General features: G+C 76.7%; 16 protein-coding genes. 7 read left to right on the top strand and 9 right to left on the bottom strand.

Translation table 11 applies throughout. The features are described 5' to 3' along the window. Window positions 1-63: 63 nt before the first annotated feature. The 3 genes from IU369_RS10950 to IU369_RS10940 all read right to left on the bottom strand — a co-directional run bounded on the left by IU369_RS10950 (window position 64) and on the right by IU369_RS10940 (window position 4,421). Complete coding sequence (locus tag IU369_RS10950) at window positions 64-3,330, bottom strand: DNA polymerase III subunit alpha (protein WP_217921018.1); 3,267 nt, start codon at window positions 3,328-3,330, stop codon at window positions 64-66. Window positions 3,331-3,406: 76 nt separating this feature from the next. Next, the gene (locus tag IU369_RS10945) at window positions 3,407-3,763 is read right to left on the bottom strand and encodes a luciferase domain-containing protein (RefSeq protein WP_217921017.1); all 357 of its coding nucleotides are present in this window, start codon (window positions 3,761-3,763) and stop codon (window positions 3,407-3,409) included. 88 nt (window positions 3,764-3,851) lie between these two features. Then, window positions 3,852-4,421, bottom strand: a complete 570-nt coding sequence (locus IU369_RS10940; RefSeq protein ID WP_217921016.1) for a DUF4389 domain-containing protein — start codon at window positions 4,419-4,421, stop codon at window positions 3,852-3,854. A 194-nt stretch (window positions 4,422-4,615) separates the two neighbouring features. On the opposite strand from IU369_RS10940, the gene IU369_RS10935 reads away from it, so the two are divergent. Next, window positions 4,616-5,764: an N-acetylmuramoyl-L-alanine amidase family protein gene (locus IU369_RS10935; RefSeq protein ID WP_217921015.1), complete on the top strand. Its 1,149-nt coding sequence runs from the start codon at window positions 4,616-4,618 to the stop codon at window positions 5,762-5,764. A 96-nt stretch (window positions 5,765-5,860) separates the two neighbouring features. Here IU369_RS10935 and IU369_RS10930 read toward each other — a convergent pair whose 3' ends face one another. Next, window positions 5,861-6,112, bottom strand: a complete 252-nt coding sequence (locus IU369_RS10930; protein ID WP_217921014.1) for a hypothetical protein — start codon at window positions 6,110-6,112, stop codon at window positions 5,861-5,863. Further along, window positions 6,109-7,293, bottom strand: a complete 1,185-nt coding sequence (locus IU369_RS10925; protein WP_217921013.1) for a DNA polymerase Y family protein — start codon at window positions 7,291-7,293, stop codon at window positions 6,109-6,111. The genes IU369_RS10930 and IU369_RS10925 overlap by 4 nt, the downstream gene beginning before the upstream one ends. Window positions 7,294-7,434: 141 nt before the next feature. Here IU369_RS10925 and IU369_RS10920 point away from each other — a divergent pair, with 141 nt between their 5' ends. Next, complete coding sequence (locus IU369_RS10920; RefSeq protein WP_217921012.1) at window positions 7,435-8,019, top strand: amino acid synthesis family protein; 585 nt, start codon at window positions 7,435-7,437, stop codon at window positions 8,017-8,019. 22 nt (window positions 8,020-8,041) lie between these two features. Here IU369_RS10920 and IU369_RS10915 read toward each other — a convergent pair whose 3' ends face one another. Beyond that, on the bottom strand, window positions 8,042-8,935 hold the full coding sequence (locus IU369_RS10915; protein WP_217921011.1) for a MerR family transcriptional regulator: 894 nt from the start codon (window positions 8,933-8,935) through the stop codon (window positions 8,042-8,044). Between the two features lie 151 nt (window positions 8,936-9,086). Here IU369_RS10915 and IU369_RS10910 point away from each other — a divergent pair, with 151 nt between their 5' ends. The 5 genes from IU369_RS10910 (at window position 9,087) to IU369_RS10890 (ending at window position 12,470) form a co-directional block, all read left to right on the top strand. Next, complete coding sequence (locus tag IU369_RS10910) at window positions 9,087-9,281, top strand: hypothetical protein (RefSeq protein ID WP_217921010.1); 195 nt, start codon at window positions 9,087-9,089, stop codon at window positions 9,279-9,281. Continuing rightward, entirely contained in the window at window positions 9,281-9,631 is a 351-nt protein-coding gene (locus tag IU369_RS10905) for a hypothetical protein (RefSeq protein WP_217921009.1), read from the top strand. Before IU369_RS10910 ends, IU369_RS10905 begins: the two co-directional genes overlap by 1 nt. Window position 9,632: 1 nt before the next feature. Further along, complete coding sequence (locus tag IU369_RS10900; protein ID WP_217921008.1) at window positions 9,633-9,875, top strand: hypothetical protein; 243 nt, start codon at window positions 9,633-9,635, stop codon at window positions 9,873-9,875. Continuing rightward, a complete protein-coding gene (locus IU369_RS10895; protein WP_217921007.1) occupies window positions 9,872-10,051 on the top strand; it encodes a hypothetical protein in 180 nt (59 codons plus the stop codon). Before IU369_RS10900 ends, IU369_RS10895 begins: the two co-directional genes overlap by 4 nt. Before the next feature lie 73 nt (window positions 10,052-10,124). Beyond that, entirely contained in the window at window positions 10,125-12,470 is a 2,346-nt protein-coding gene (locus tag IU369_RS10890; RefSeq protein WP_217921006.1) for a sensor domain-containing diguanylate cyclase/phosphohydrolase, read from the top strand. A 7-nt stretch (window positions 12,471-12,477) separates the two neighbouring features. Here the strand turns inward: IU369_RS10890 and IU369_RS10885 are convergent, their stop codons facing one another. Genes IU369_RS10885 through IU369_RS10875 form a run of 3 tightly spaced genes read right to left on the bottom strand, consistent with a single transcriptional unit; the run spans window position 12,478 to window position 14,900 of the window. Then, a complete protein-coding gene (locus tag IU369_RS10885) occupies window positions 12,478-13,173 on the bottom strand; it encodes a DUF47 domain-containing protein (RefSeq protein ID WP_217921005.1) in 696 nt (231 codons plus the stop codon). Beyond that, entirely contained in the window at window positions 13,170-14,201 is a 1,032-nt protein-coding gene (locus tag IU369_RS10880; protein ID WP_217921004.1) for an inorganic phosphate transporter, read from the bottom strand. The genes IU369_RS10885 and IU369_RS10880 overlap by 4 nt, the downstream gene beginning before the upstream one ends. A gap of 36 nt (window positions 14,202-14,237) precedes the next feature. Further along, the gene (locus tag IU369_RS10875; RefSeq protein ID WP_217921003.1) at window positions 14,238-14,900 is read right to left on the bottom strand and encodes a nitroreductase family protein; all 663 of its coding nucleotides are present in this window, start codon (window positions 14,898-14,900) and stop codon (window positions 14,238-14,240) included. Window positions 14,901-14,985 lie beyond the last annotated feature (85 nt).

Genomic DNA, 14,985 nt, shown 5'->3' with positions numbered 1-14,985 from the left:
AAGGGGTCTCGTGCCTCCTGTCGGCAGCGGGGCCGCGGAACGTAGGACTCCGCGCGGGGACCCTCAGCGGCGTCCCCGGCCGAAGTGCTGGCCCTCCGGGGCCGCCGCGCGGACCCGTGCCATGCCGGTCGCCTGCTCCGGGACGGCGGTGTCGTCGGGGGGCGCGATGCGCTCGAGCCGGGTGACCAGGACGTTGTGGTTGCGGTCGCGTCGCTCCAGGCGCCCCCAGGCGAGGACGAGCGGGTCGGCGCGCACCACCGCGCGGTACCGCTCGTAGACCTCGGGCTTCACGATGCAGTTGACCATGCCCGTCTCGTCCTCCAGCAGCAGGAAGACGATGCCGTGGGCGGTGGCGGGGCGCTGGCGGGCCACCACGAGGCCCGCGACGTGCACCTGCGTGCCGTCGGGGGTCTCGCGCAGCCGGGCGGCGGTCAGGGTGCCGGGCGGCAGGCCGGGGCGCACCAGGGTGATCAGGTGCCAGCCCGTCGACAGGCCGGTCGTCTCGTAGTCGGTGATGGTCCGCTCGAAGCGGCCGAGCTCGGGCAGCGGCGGGGCGTCGCCCGCGGGGATCGGCAGGGCGAGCTGGGTGCCGCCGGCGCCGGCGTGCGGGCGCGACAGCACGCCGAGCTCCCAGAGCATCGCCCGTCGCGGGCGTTCGAGCACGTCGCAGGCCCCGGCGCGCACGAGCTGGGCGAGCTGCTCGCGGCGCAGGTCGGCGCGGGCCGCGAGGTCGGCGATGTCGCGGAAGCGGCCCCCCTCGGCGCGCTCGGCCACCAGGCGCCCCGCCGCCTCGTCGCGGACGCCCCGCACGTAGCCGAGCCCGATCCGCACCGCGCCGTCCTCCATCGTGCACCCCGGCTCGGAGCGGGCGATGCAGGGCGGCAGCACCCGGACGCCCCGCCGCTGGGCGTCCCTCACCAGGCTCGCCGGGGGGTAGAAGCCCATCGGCTGGGCGTTCAGCAGGGACGCCAGGAACTCCGCCGGGTACCGCTGCCGCAACCAGGCGCTCTGGTAGGCGAGGACCGCGAACGCCGAGGAGTGCGCCTTGGGGAAGCCGAAGTTGGAGAAGCCGATCAGCTTGGTGAAGACGAGGCGGATCGTCTCGTCGTCGACGCCCCGCTCCCGGGCGCCGTCGCGGAAGTCGCGCCAGAGGGCGATCATCGCCTCGCGGCTCCGCTTGCGGCTCATGGCGCGGCGCAGGGCCTCGGCCTGCCCGGGGGTGAAGCCCGCCAGCGCCATCGCGACCTCCAGCACCTGCTCCTGGAAGACGACCACGCCGAGGGTCTCGCGCAGCACGTCGGCGAGGAGGGGGTGGTCGTAGGGCGGCTCGAACGCCGGGTCCTCCCGGCGTGCGCGGCGGTGCGCCACGTAGGGGTGGACCGCGCCGCCACTGACCGGTCCCGGGCGGATGAGGGCCACCTGGATCGTGAGGTCGTCGAGGTTCTCGGGACGCGTCTGCAGCAGGCTCTGCATCTGGGCGCGGCTCTCGATCTGGAACACGCCGACGGTGTCGGCGTCCTGGATCTCGGCGTAGACCGCCGGGTCGGTGAAGCCGATCCGCGACAGGTCGACGCTCTCGCCGCGTCCGCGGGCGATCAGGTCGATGCACTCCTCGACCGACGACAGCATCCCCAGCCCGAGCAGGTCGATCTTCACGAACCCGGCGTCGGCGCAGGAGTCCTTGTCCCACTGGCAGATCTGGCGGCCGGGGAAGGCGGCCGGGACCACCGGCACCAGCTCGACCAGCGGCCGGGCGCTCACGACCATGCCCCCCGAGTGCTGGGAGAGGTGGCGGGGCAGGCCGGCGGCCTCGCGGGAGAGGAACGCCAGCGCCCTCCACCGCGGCGAGGCCATCTTCGCCTCGCCGTCGGGCAGCCGCAGCATCTCCTCCTCGACGGCCGTCGCCGACGACCAGCCGTCCGAGAGGCGGGCGAGGCGCTCGAGGTCGGCCTCGGGCAGGGCGAGGGCCGCACCGAGCTGGCGGATGGCCATGCGGATGCGGAAGGTGGGGAAGGCGGCGACGAGGGCGGCGTGCTCGGGGCCGTACCGGCGGATCACCTCCTCGATCAGGCGTTCGCGGACGTCGCGCGGGAAGTCGAGGTCGATGTCGGGCACCGAGGCCATGTCGCGGTTGAGGAACCGCCCGAGGAAGAGGTCGTTCGCGACGGGGTCGATGTGGGAGAGGCCGCTCAGGTAGCAGACGATCGATCCGACCGACGACCCCCGTCCGCGGCCGGGGGGCAGCCAGCGGCGCGCCGACCCGGCGGGGCGCACCTGCAGGGCCACCTCGCGCGCCAGCTCGAGGATGTCGCGGTGCAGCAGGAAGAACCCGGCGAGGTCGTGGTGGTCGATCAGCGCCAGCTCCTCGTCGAGCCGGGCGCGGGCGGCGGCGCGCCTCCCCGCGTTGGGGTAACGCGCCCCGAGCTGGTGGATGCAGAGGGCGGCGAGCGCCTGCTGGGCCGTCTCGCCGGGGTGCGAGCCGGTGAAGTCGGGGAAGCGGTACCCGAGGTCGCGGGTCAGGTCGAACTCGATCCGCTCCGCGATCCGCAGGGTCTGGGTGACGGCCTGCGGGTGGTCGGCGAACATCGCCGCCGTCTCGGCCGGCGGGCGCATCACCGCCCGCCGGTTGCCGCGTCGAGCGTCCTCCGACCCGTCCAGGGTCAGGCGGTTGCGGATCGCGACGAAGGCGTCCTGCAGGAGTGCGCGCTCGTCGGTGTGCGCGTGGGGGTCGCCGGTGGCGACGCACGGCACCCCCGCCGCCTCGGCGAGCCGCTCCAGGTCGCGGGCGAGGCGCCGGTCGCCGCGCGACTGGGGGCGCTGGATCTCGACGTGGACGTCGCCGGGGCCGAAGTCGCGGACGAGTCCGCGCAGCGCCTCGAGCGCCGCCCGCCGTTCACCGGCCGCCACGAGGCGCGGGATCAGGCCGTGCCGCGCGCATCCGGTCAGGCACACGAGCCCCTCGGCCCGCGGCCCGATCTCCTCGCGGTCGAGGGCCGGGGGCAGCGCCCGCCGGTCGGGAGGGGGGCGGGTGCCGGCGTGGGCGGTCGTGATCAGCCGGCAGAGGTTGGCGTAGCCGGTGGCGTCGGCCGCCAGCAGGGTGAGGTGCGACCCGTCGCGCAACGTCACCTCGGCCCCGGTGATGGGGCGCACCCCGGCGGCCCGGGCGGCGTGGGCGAAGGCCAGCGACCCGCTCAGGCCGTCGTGGTCGGTGAGCGCGAGGGCCGCGTGGCCCATCTCCGCGGCGGCGCCCGCCATCTCCTCGGGGGCGGACGCCCCGTCCAGGAAGCTGAAGGCCGAATGCGCGTGGAGCTCGACGTAGGGGACCCCCATCGAACACATGTTCGTGTCCACGGGGCCGGGATGCAACCGGGGCGTCGGCGCACGACCGCGCCGACGCCCCCGCCCGTCAGGTGCGCCCGGCGACCACCCCGTGGCGCGCGACGATCCGGTCGTAGTTCATCCGCATCATCGCGATCACGTCCCGCTCGTCCTCCTCGCCGTCGATGCGGCGGGCCGCGAGGCCCGGCGAGTTCGGAAGCGCGGGGTGCGGGGCGACGCGGCCGGCGGCGAGCAGCTCGGCCCGCATCGCCCGGGGGAACGCGAAGTGCGCGGCGTGGTCACCGTGCAGGTGGGCGATCTCGCGGCGGCCGTGCACGAACGCGAGGGAGCCGAAGGACCCGGGCTCGACGGTCACCCCGGGCCAGCGGGCGACCTCCTCGGCGATGCGGCCGGCGGCCCCGGCGGTGGCGGTGCGGTCCGTCATGTCCCCTCCTCGGTCGTGGTGCGTGGGAGGGGATGCTGCACCTTCAACCGTGGTCGAGGTCAAGCCGGCGCGCGCCGGTGCCGCCGTCCTACCGGGGCGCGTCCGGCGAGAAGTCGGGGTACCGCTCGGTGAGGAGCATCACGTAGGCGTTCGTCTGCGCGGTGAACCGGACGATCCACGCCGTCAGGTTGCGCAGCCCGAGGGGGATGGCCCCCGTGAACAGGCAGGCGAACCAGGAGATGATCGCGAGGGCGTACACCAGGTAGCCGAGGATCTGCGAGACGACCAGCGCCGGGATCGCGAGGATCCCGCGGAACGCCGTCTTCCAGCGGTTCTGCGGCGCGGGCGGGGCGATCGCGAGGTCCGCGGGGTACGGCCGGTCGCCGAGGAACCCGGGGTACGGGTCCGCGAGGAACAGGAGGTATCCCGAGACCTGGGTGCTGTAGCGCAGGTACTGCGCGATGAACCCGTGGAGCCCGTCGGGCGTCCGCCCGGCGACGAGCGTGACGAACCAGCTCACGATCACCGCGAGGCCCGTGACGATGCCCCAGAGGCTCAGCCAGACGAGGTGCGGGATGACGAGGATCATGCGGAACGCGACCGTGAGCCGGTTGCGCCGCAGGTCGTCGTCGAGCGTGAGGACGATCGGATGGCCCATCGGGCGACTCTACGGAGCGCGCCGGGCACCGGCAAGGCGCGTCCTTAAACGGCGAGAGAGCGCCGGTGCCCGCGGCGCTCTCTCTGTGTGATCGCGATACCCGGGTGCCCGCCGGGTGTCGCTCTATGTGGTGGGTCCGTCCTGCACCACATGCATCGACCGGAGGCCGTGGCCCCCGAGGACGCATAGAGATCGTGCCCACGGGGGCGGATGCGAAACACACGGGCGTCGCCCGGGGACCCGGCGTCGTTGGGCGACGTGGCGAGCCGGGTCTACGATCCCCCGCGCCCGCCGCACCCCCGAGGGAGGTCCGCGCCATCCGTCTCCGCCCGACGCTGCTGATCGCCCTCCTCGCCGGGGCCCTCGCCCCCGCCGCGGCCGTCGGCGCCCTGCCGTACACGGCGGTGGATCCGGGCCACGGGGGCGGCGACACCGGCGCCGTCGGCGAGCTGCCGGCGGGGACGGTGACGGGGCTCCCGCCGCGCATCGACGCCGCCGGCCGGACCCTGCTGTACGAGAAGGACGTCAACCTCGACATCGGGCTGCGCCTCGACGCGTGGCTGCGCGCCCAGGGCGCCCGGACGCTGCTGACCCGCACGACGGACCTCGCGGGCGGGGACCGCGCCTACACCACCGTGGGGGCGGACCTGCGGGCCCGCGTCGAGGCCGCGAACGAGGCCGGCGTCGAGCTCTTCGTCTCGATCCACAACAACGCCCTCGGCCCGACGACGAGTGGCACGGAGACGTTCCACTACTACTACTCGAGCGCCGCGTCGCGGCTGCTGGCGCAGGACGTCCAGGCGGAGGTCGTTGCGGCGCTCCGCCTGCCCGACCGCGGCGTGAAGACGGCCGGCTTCTACGTGCTGCGCAACACTCGCATGCCCGCGATCCTCGTGGAGGGCGGGTTCCTCACGAACCCGGCGGAGGCGCTAATGCTGGCCGACCCCGCGGTGCGCCAGCGCATCGCCGAGGCCGTCGGGCGGGGCGTGGCCCGCTTCGCCGCCCGCTCCGTGGTGGCGCCCCCGCGCCTGCCGCCGACGATCGGCCCGTGGCGCACCCGGCCGGCGAGCGTGCCCGCCGGCTACCGGCTGGTGAGGACGGGGCGCACCAACCCCATCGGGCGTGGCGGATGGCTCGCGGTGATCGCGGGCTTCCGGCAGCCCGCGGGCGACGCGGCGCTGCCGGCGACGATCGGCCCGTGGCGCACCCGGCCCGGGCGGGTGCCGGCGGGGTACCGCCTCGTGAAGAGCGGTCGCGGCAACCCGGTGGGCCGCGGGGGGTGGCTCGCGGTCCTGAGCACGGCGGCCGCCGCGACGCCGGCCTCGACCGCGGGGCGCCGGTGACGCGCCGACAGTGACGCGCCGACGGTGGCGCGCCGCGGCCGCCTGAGGTGATCGCGGGCGCGCCGGGGCCGGGAGGCCCCGGCGCGCACCGCACCGTCAACCGTGGACGTACCAGGAACCGTCCACATGGTCGCGGTAGGTGAGGACGACCCGGCCCGACTCCAGCACCACCTCGTGGTAGTGGCGGTCGACCGGCCGGTCGGTCCACCACAGGTCCTGGACGAGCCAGTCGTCGCGGATTCCGGACACCGCCCGCGCGGAGCCCCGGATCTCGACCGCGCGCGGCACCCCGTCGGGGCCGGCGCGGACATGCGCCCGCCGTGGGACGCCCAGTGCGCGGAGCGTCACGGCTCGAGGGGGGTCAGGGCCCAGCGGCGCTCGGGCAGGCGCGACCAGGGCTCGATCTCGACCACGCGCAGCATCGCGCCGTCGCCCTGGGCGGCGCGCACCTGGCGCACCGCCTCGCCGGCCCGCGTGCGCCGCTCCTCGGCGGGGGAGGGGATCGCGGTCAGCTGGTGCCCGCCGAGCGCGCCCGACGCGTCGCCGCCGATCCACAGCTCGGTGACGGGCGCCGGGATCTCGCCCAGCCGCGGCAGGGCCGAGAGCGCGAGCCGGGCGCGGTCGCTCGTGGCCTCGCGCAGCGTGACGTCGCGCGCCCACGAGCCGCCGTCGGCCAGCCGCGCGCGCAGCGTGAGGGTGCGCAGGGCGGCGCCGCGGCCGTGGGCGGCCGACGCCAGCTCGCCGAGCAGCAGCCGCGCCGCGGCCTCGAGCGCGGGCAGCGCGGCCACCGGCTCCGGGAAGCCGATCGAGGCGCGCAGGGGGCGCGGGGGCACGCGCGGGCGGGGCGCGCGGCCCGCCTCGCCGCGCGCGAGCCGCCACGCCTCGAGGCCCGGGAAGCCGAGCCGGTCGAGCGCCGCCGCCCGCGGCAGGCCGGTCACCTGGCCGATCGTGCGGAGGCCCAGGTCGTGGAGCGCCGCCACCAGCGCGGGGGTGAGCGGCAGGCGGTCGGCGGGGAGGGGCGCGAGGAACTCCGGCACCTCGTCCGCGTCGAGCACCAGGGGCCGTCCCGGCGCCGCCTCGTGCGCCGCCTGCCGGGCGGCGAACAGGGCGGGGGCGGCGCCGACGCGCCCTCCCGCGCCCACCGGCAGCGCGCCGCGGACGCGCCGCAGCACGCCCTCGAGCCCGCCGTGCATCCGCAGCGTGCCGCGCACGTCGAAGGCGGCGCCCTCGAGGCCGCACGGCTCGACCGCGAACCCCGCCGCCTCGAGGCGCTCGAGCATGCGCTCGGAGGCGTCGGACGCCGCGTCGGGGTCGGCCAGCACGAGGTCGAGGGTGGGGCAGCGGGCGAGCGCCTCGCCCACCCGCAGGCCCGGCCGCACCCCCGCGGCCTCCGCCGCCGGGGTGCAGAGGCCGACGACCTGGGGCCCGCCGGGGGCCGGTCCCAGGGCCACCGGCGCGTCGAGCGGGCGCCGCGCCCGCAGCAGCGCGACGAGGAGCGGGAGGCGGGGGATGTGGACGGCGACGATCATCGAACACATGTTCGCCCATCGCCCGGACGGCATCAAGGACGGCCGCCGGGTCCCGTCGCGGCGAGCCTTGGCGCCCTCCTCCGAGCGTGGTGCAATCCCGGTATCGCCAACCCACGCGGAGGAGGACGACCATTGGCCATCATGTCCGACATCGCGGTCCGCAAGCTCGTCACCGTGCGCGAGGACATCCTCACCGAGGGCGGGAGCGCGGACCGCGGAGACCCCCTCGTGAAGGCGGCGGCGATCGCCGTCATCGCGAACCCCTACGTCGGTCGCCCGCTGACCGCCGAGCTGGAGGAGCTCGTCGCGCCCTCGGGGGCCATCGGGACGCTCCTCGGCGAGCGCGCCGTCGCCGCGCTCGGCGCTCCCGTCGAGAGCTACGGGCAGGCCGCGCTCGTCGGCCTCGCCGGCGAGCAGGAGCACGCCGCCGCCTGCCTCGCGGGGGGCTTCGGCGACGCGTTCCGCGAATGCGTCGGGGGAGGGCTGGCGTGGCTACCGTCCGTCACCAAGCGCTGCACCGCCGGCGATCCGGTGGACGTCCCCCTGGCCTTCAAGGACGAGCTCTGGGTCGGCTCGCACTACGACGCCATGACCGTCCGCGTCCCCGACGCCCCCGGTCCCGACGAGATCGTGGTCGTCGCGGCGGTCGCGTCCCGCGGCCGGCTGCATGCGCGCCTGGGCGGGCTGACCCGCGAGGAGGCGATGGCCGAGGCCCGGTCCGGCTGAGGACCACGCGTCCCCCCGGTCGTCAGCCCGGCGGCCCGCCCGCCTCCACCGCCGCGTCGGCCCACCGCGCCGCACGCACCGGATCGCCCTCGAGCGACCACGCCCCGACCGCCCGCACCAGGTCGGCCGGCGCGCCCGCCCCGGCGAGTCCCACCCGGTGGGCGCGGGCGAGGGCGCCGAGCTCCGCCCGGGCGTCGTGCAGCGCCCCGTCCTGCATGGCCGCGATCACGACGAGGGTGGGGTGGAGGCGGTCGGCGGCCTCGGCGACGGTCGCGACCGGCGTGTTCGGGCCCAGCATGGTGATCCGCCAGCCGCGCTCCCGCAGGGCGAGGCCGAAGCACACCAGGCCGAGGTCGTGCATCTCGCCCGGGGGGCAGGCCAGCAGCGCCCGCGGTCCCCGCCCGGTGCCCCAGTTGCGGGCCAGCGCCAGCAGCCGCCCGCGGACGATGGTGGTGGCGAAGTGCTCCTCGGCGATGCTGACCTCGCCGGCCTCCCAGCGCGCTCCGAGGCCGCTCAGGTACGGCAGGACGCCCTCGGCGAGCGCGGTCCCGAGGCTGAAGCCGCCGAGGAGCCGGTCGAGCGCCTCGTGGGCGGCCGCCTCGTCGAAGCCTCGGAGGGCGGCGTCGAGCTCGGACACGATCCCGGCGACGGCCGGTCCGCCGGCGGTCGCGACCGCGTCCTCGGCGGCGAGCACGGCGGCGGCGGCGAGCGAGGCCGACATGCCCTCGGCGCGCCGGCGCGTCATCTCGGCCACGCGCCGCTCGTCGTCGGGTCCGTAGGCACGGGCCCCGCCCGCGGTGCGCTCCGGCCGGAGCAGCCCGTACCGGCGCTCCCACGCCCGCAGCAGGGGCGCCGCCACGCCGGTGCGCCGTGCCAGCTCACCGATCCGGATCCTGCCGGCGTCGTCCTCATCCATCCCCGCAGTATCGGCGACATCAACAGATTTGTCCAATTAGCTGGCGCAGCAGATGGTCTCTTTTCCGGGATTTATCCACCGATGCCCCACGCCCGGCGTCAGCGTTCGTCTAGGTTCTGTTCATCTTGTGTTCCACCGACGGAGGCACGACATGAGCGACGCCACCACCACCTGGCCCGACTTCGCCGAGGGCCTCTACGAGCGGCTCACCGGACGGGGCGCGACGATCTCGTACGCGTTCGAGGACATGGTCGTCGAGGTCCCCGACCACACGGGCCCCGACGCCCCGCGCGCCACCTGGCGACTGCACGGGACCCTGAGCATCCGGACCTCCGAGCCGGCGTAGTGCCCCCTGCGCCGCTCATCGTCGCCGGCAGCCTCGCGATCACCGGTCCGGGGGTCTCGGCGCGCCTGCGGGGCGCCGGGGACGGCCCCGCGGTGCTGGTGGTCGAGGGGCGGCTCCGCCCCGGCCGGCGGGCGGTGCGGCCCCTCGCCGCCCGCCTCGCCGCCTCGGGGGTCGAGGTCCACGTGCACGACGGCCTCGGCCGTCCCCTTGCCCGCCTCGGCCCCGGGGTGCGTTCCCCCCTCGGCCGGCTGCTGCTCGGCACGGGGCGCGTGCGCCCCACCGTCCGAGGCCTGCGCGCCGCGGTCGGGGGCGCCGCGGCCCGCCACACACCAACCATCACGGAGGCATGAGATGGACGGAACCACCGCCGGGCTCCACGCCACGGCCACATCGACGGAGCGCCGCGCCGCGGCCCGCCGCCGCGAGGACATCGCCCGCGGCCTGATCCTGCTCGCCGCCTTCGCCTCGTTCGTCCTCTCGGTGTCGCTCTGGTTCGCCGGCAGCGAGCCCGAGGGGATCTTCGTCGGCATCTGGGTGCCGTCGATCATCTCGCTCGGGGCGTTCCTGCTCCCGCGCCGGGCGGATGCCACATGAACACCCCCGGGCTCTTCGTCGTCGGGGCGGTCGTGATGCTGATCGTCGGCGCCGCGATCGCGCTGCTGCTGTACGGCGCCGTGCTCGATGGGCGCGACGAGCGCCGCGAGGGGGGCGCCGGGCCCCCGCACCCCGTCCCCGTCGGCGCGGTCGCCGCGACCGAGAGGGACATCTGAACCGGCCGTGCCCGGCGGCCCCGTCGGGGCCGCCGGGTTCAACTCGTGCAGCGGCGGGCCGACACCTGAGGTGATGCCGGTCCCACGCGACCACGCGGTGGGAGGCGCCCCGCGCGCCCTGCTGCTGGACGGCGACCGCACCTCGCGGGCGATGATCCGCGCCCTGCTGGAGCAGTCCGGGTGGCGCGCCGAGCCGACCGCGGCCGACGCCGGCGTGCTGCGCGCGCGCGGGCTCCCCGGCGCCCGCATGGTGATCGCCGACTGGCCCCGCCTCGAGCCCCTCTGGCCGACGCTGCTGGCCGCGCGCGCCGCGGGCGACGGCGTGCCCCACATCGTCGCGCTGGTCGACGCCGGCGCGGACGGGGCTGCCCGCGACGCGATCGCGGCCGGCGCCGACGACTGCCTGGCGCGCCCGGTCCGCGCCGCCGACCTCGCCGCCCGCCTCGGGGTGGCCACCCGCGCCTCCGCCGCGCGGCGCGGCGCCCGCGGGGCGCTGGCCGCCGCACGCCACGAACGCGACCGGCTGGCGGTCGTGCTGTCCTCGCTGCCCGACGGCCTCGTCATCCTCGCCGGTGGCGGCACCGTCATCGAGGTCAACGAGGTGTTCTGCACCATGACCGGCCTCGTCCGGGACGACCTGGTCGGGCGCCGCTCCCTCTTCCCGGGCTGGCCCGAGGACGAGCGGCCCCGGCTCGAGGCCGCGCTCGCCGCGTCGGCCGCCGGGGCCGCGTGCGAACGCGACGTGGTGCTGCCCCGCGCCGACGGCGGTCGCTTCCCCGCGATCATCGGCGTCGCGCCCGCCCGCGGCCGCGACGGCCGGGTGGCGGGGCACGTCGTCACCGTCAAGGACGTCAGCGCACGGGTGCGCGCCGAGCGCGTCCGCGCGGCCCTGCGACGCCTCGCCGGGCTGTCCGCCGCGGGCCTCGCCGCCGAGGTCGTCCTCGACCGGGTCGCGTCGGAGCTGGCGGTGCTCGCCGGGGCGGGGGCCGTGCTGCGCGCCGGGGCCTCCGGCCCGGTCGTCGCCGCGGCGTCCCCGGCGGCGCCGGTGGGGGAGGCCCCCACCGCGGGGGTCCTCGTGCGCGAGGCCCCGATCCGGATCGCGGACGAGGTGTGGGGCGCCGTCGCCACCGGCCCCTCCCCGGGCGCGGCGCTGCCCGAGGGGCTCGACGAGGTGCTCGAGGCGATGGCCGAGATCGCCGCCGGGGCGATCGTCGCCGATCGGGAGCGTGCGCTGCGCGCCGCGAGCGCCGGCGCCGACCCCGTGACCGGCCTCCCCGACGCCCAGGCGTTCTCGGACCTGATGGGACGCGAGGCCGAGCGGGCCCGCCGCTACCGCCGCGACGTGGCGCTCGTCCTCATCGACATCGACGGCTTCCGCCGGGTCAACGACGCGCACGGCCACGACGGCGGCGACCGGGTGCTGCGGGAGATGGCGGCACGCCTGCGCGCCCACGTCCGCGGCCCGGACGCGCTGGGGCGGACGGGGGGCGACGAGTTCGCGTGGCTGCTGCCCGAGACCGACGAGAGGGCCGCACACGACGCCGCCGCGCGCCTGCGGCGCGCCCTCGCCGAGGCGCCGTTCGCCGTCGCCGGCCCCCTGACCGTGTCGGTGGGGATCGCCTCGGGCGCATCCGCCGAGGGCGCCGCCGACCTCTACCGGCAGGCCGAGGTCGCCCTCCACTGGGCGAAGGTGTCCGGCCGCAACCGGGCCGTCGCCTACTCGTTCGCCGTCGCCGAGGAGGTCTTCGCCCGTCGCGGCGGCGACCGTGCCGAGACGCCCAGCCTGCGGGCGATGCGGGCGCTGGCGTGGGCGGTCGACGCGAAGGACCCCTACACCCACCGGCACTCGACCCGGGTCGCCGACCTCGCGGTCGCCCTCGCGACCGCCCTCGGCTGGACCGTCGCCCGCGCCGCCCAGCTCCGCGAGGCGGGCCTCGTCCACGACGTCGGCAAGATCGCCGTGCCGGACGCCATCCTCTTCAAGCCCGGCCCCCTCACGCCGCACGAGCGCGAGGAGGTGTCGCGCCACGCGGAGATCGGCGCGCGCATCGTCGAGGACGTCCTGTCACCCGAGCAGGCCGCCTGGGTGCGCGGCCACCACGAGCGCTGGGACGGCGGCGGCTACCCCGACGGCCTCGCCGGCGACGACATCCCGGAGGAGGCGCGCCTGCTGGCGCTGGCCGACTCGTGGGACGTCATCGTCAGCTCACGCAGCTACAAGCGGGCGCGGGGCCTCGACGACGCCCTCGCCGAGGTGCGCCGCTGCGCCGGGGCCCAGTTCTGGCCGGCGGCCGTCGACGCCCTGGAGCGGCTCGTCGCGGCGGGCGCCGTGGTGGCGCCCCCCGACGACCTCGTGGTCGACGGTGACCTGTCGCGCCTCGCGGGACTCCCGGTCCCGGTCGCGGCCCCGCCCGTCTGAGGGACGGTCAGACGTCGGCGAGGACGATGTCGAGCAGGGCGCGGCCGGCGGTGTCGAGGCGGTCCGCGCCGTTGGAGAGGTGGCGGTAGACCTCGCGGCGGCGCAGCGCGAGCAGGATGACGGCGAGGGAGGCCTCCACGCTCTCGCGGTCGAACACGCGGATCTCGGCGATGGGACCGGGCGCCAGCGCGTCCGCGACGGCGGCGCGGTAGGCCTTCTCGGCGTTGCGCTCGGACTTGTGGACGGCGAGCGCCGCGGCGTGCGCGCCGGCGGGGTCGTCACGGAGCCGGGTGAACCCGTCGAGGAGGGCGACGCCGCCGGCCTGCAGGTGCTCCGCGAGCTCGGCGGTCCAGCGGTCCGGCGGGACGCCGAGGATCTCCATCTCGCGGACCGTCGTCTTCGCGTAGTTGAGCACGTCGTCGATGGAGGTCGCCGCGAGGTGGATGGCCCCACGGTCGATGGGCGTCGCGAACGCGCGCGCCAGGGTCTCGAGCGTGATCGCCCGCCGCCGGTCGCCCTCCTTCTCCCTCTCGCGGACCCGGGCGCCGGCCTCCGGGTCGCCGTCGCGGGCGAACACGACGAGCGCGTCGAGGGCGTCGACCCCCACGGCGCACTGGTCGATGAGCATGCCGTGGAAGTCCGGCACGCGGGGCGCGACGCGGTCGCCGAGCGCGCGCGCCGACCGTGCGATGCGGGCGATCACCCCATCGCCCCCGAGGTTCGCAGCAGACCGGCGAGCAGGGCGGCGAGCGCCGCCGTCGCCGGGATCGTCAGCACCCATGCCGCAAGGATGGACTTCCCCGTCTCCCAGCGCACGCTCCGCGGCCGCTCGGCCGCCCCGACGCCGATGATGGCGGAGCTGGCGACCTGGCTCGTCGAGACCGGCCCACCCCACGCGGAGGTGGCGGCGACCACCAGGGCCGCCGTCGCCTGGGCACCCGCGGCGTGCATCGGCCGCAGGCGGTAGATGCCGAACCCGAGGGTCCGCACGATGCGCCAGCCCCCGACCACCGCGCCCAGCGGGATCGTTGAGGCGGACAGCACGACGGCCCAGGCCGGCACCGCGAGCTCGTCGGCCGCGCCACCCGCCAGGAGGGCGAGGGCGATGATGCCCATGCCCTTCTGGGCCTCGTTCGCCCCGTGGGCGAACGACAGCGCCGCGACGGCGGGGACCTGCGCCCTCCGCAGACGCCGGTTCCAGGCGACCGATCCCGAGCTCAGCGCCCAGGCGGTGGTGCGCAGCACGACGGCGCCGAGCGCGAGCCCGACCAGGGGGGACAGCACGAGCGCCGCGAGGACCTTCGTGACGCCCTCGACACGACCCTCGGCGAGGGCGGCGAGCCCCCACACCACGTCGTCGGGACCCGCGACCACGACGGTCGCGCCCACCAGTCCCCCCACCAGGCCGTGCGTCGAGGACGCGGGGATGCCGAGGCGCCACGTGACGACGTTCCAGGTGATCGCGGCGGCGAGGCCGGCGGCGATCGTGCGCAGGGCCGCCTCGGGCGGGAGGTCGCCGAGGTCGACGAAGGAGCCGATGGTGGTCGCCACGGCGGTCCCGACCACCAGCGGGCCCGCGAAGCCGAACACACCCACCAGCAGGATCGCCGCGCGGGGCGACAGCGCGCGGGAGGCGATGCCGCTCGCCGTCAGGGTGCCGGCGTCGTGGATCCCCCCGCTGACCGCCCAGACCAGGGTGATCGCCACCACGACGGCGGTCTCCGCGGACATGCCGCGATCCTCGTGCCCCGCGCCGCGCGCGGCCCGTCAGGCGTCCGCGCGGGGTGCGCCCCACGTCTCGTCGTGCACCAGCGTCCGCCACGGCCGGCGGATCGCCGCGAGCGCCGGCGGCAGGCCCTGCGGGAACTCCTCCGGGTACCCGAGCGGGGTGACGAGGGGGACCTCCACCTCGGGCGGCAGGCCGAGCAGCGCGCGGAACTCGTCCTCCACGAACCACTGGAAGACCGTCGGGACGGTGCCGAGGCCCTTCGCCCGGGCGGCGACCATCAGGTTCTCGATCATGAAGCCCACGGAGACCATGTCGGCGTCGCGCTCCATGGCCCGCCGGTCCGGCGGGAAGACGTCGCGCGGCACCAGGAGGCCGACGATCCAGACGGGGACGTCGGGGTAGGTGCCGAGCGCCTGGCGGGCGTAGCCGCGCGCCCATTCGGCGTGCTCCTCCGGTGACGTGCCGGCGGCCGCGGGGCGCACCAGCCGGAAGTACTCGGCCCCGCCGCGGATGATCAGCTCGGCGAGCGCCGCCCTCCGCTCCGGCTCGCGGACGACGAGGATGCTCCACGCCTGCGCCATGCCCCCGGTGGGGGCGAGCAGCGCGAGGCGCAGCAGCTCGTCGACGTCGGCGTCGTCGACCGGGCGGTCGGTGTAGCGGCGAACGCTGCGCCGCCGCCGGATCGCCTCGAGTGCGTCCATCGGGTCCCCCTTCGCGTGTCGATCACCTGCCGGACGGGACTCTACGGCCCGGCCGCGCCCGGATCTCCCCCCGCGGCGTCTGAGA

Origin of the sequence: Miltoncostaea oceani (genome assembly GCF_018141545.1) — a bacterium.
GTDB lineage: Bacteria > Actinomycetota > Thermoleophilia > Miltoncostaeales > Miltoncostaeaceae > Miltoncostaea > Miltoncostaea oceani.
Note: the sequence above shows the minus strand (reverse complement) of the source record. Positions and strands in the feature narration are given on the sequence as shown.

Bases quoted from the DNA above. Each gene is read 5' to 3' on its own strand.
- IU369_RS10950 (WP_217921018.1), bottom strand. From the start codon at position 3,330: ATGGGGGTCCCCTACGTCGAGCTCCACGCGCATTCGGCCTTCAGCTTC.
- IU369_RS10945 (WP_217921017.1), bottom strand. From the start codon at position 3,763: ATGACGGACCGCACCGCCACCGCCGGGGCCGCCGGCCGCATCGCCGAG.
- IU369_RS10940 (WP_217921016.1), bottom strand. From the start codon at position 4,421: ATGGGCCATCCGATCGTCCTCACGCTCGACGACGACCTGCGGCGCAAC.
- IU369_RS10925 (WP_217921013.1), bottom strand. From the start codon at position 7,293: ATGATCGTCGCCGTCCACATCCCCCGCCTCCCGCTCCTCGTCGCGCTG.
- IU369_RS10920 (WP_217921012.1), top strand. From the start codon at position 7,435: ATGTCCGACATCGCGGTCCGCAAGCTCGTCACCGTGCGCGAGGACATC.
- IU369_RS10915 (WP_217921011.1), bottom strand. From the start codon at position 8,935: ATGGATGAGGACGACGCCGGCAGGATCCGGATCGGTGAGCTGGCACGG.
- IU369_RS10910 (WP_217921010.1), top strand. From the start codon at position 9,087: ATGAGCGACGCCACCACCACCTGGCCCGACTTCGCCGAGGGCCTCTAC.
- IU369_RS10900 (WP_217921008.1), top strand. From the start codon at position 9,633: ATGGACGGAACCACCGCCGGGCTCCACGCCACGGCCACATCGACGGAG.
- IU369_RS10895 (WP_217921007.1), top strand. From the start codon at position 9,872: ATGAACACCCCCGGGCTCTTCGTCGTCGGGGCGGTCGTGATGCTGATC.
- IU369_RS10890 (WP_217921006.1), top strand. From the start codon at position 10,125: ATGCCGGTCCCACGCGACCACGCGGTGGGAGGCGCCCCGCGCGCCCTG.
- IU369_RS10880 (WP_217921004.1), bottom strand. From the start codon at position 14,201: ATGTCCGCGGAGACCGCCGTCGTGGTGGCGATCACCCTGGTCTGGGCG.
- IU369_RS10875 (WP_217921003.1), bottom strand. From the start codon at position 14,900: ATGGACGCACTCGAGGCGATCCGGCGGCGGCGCAGCGTTCGCCGCTAC.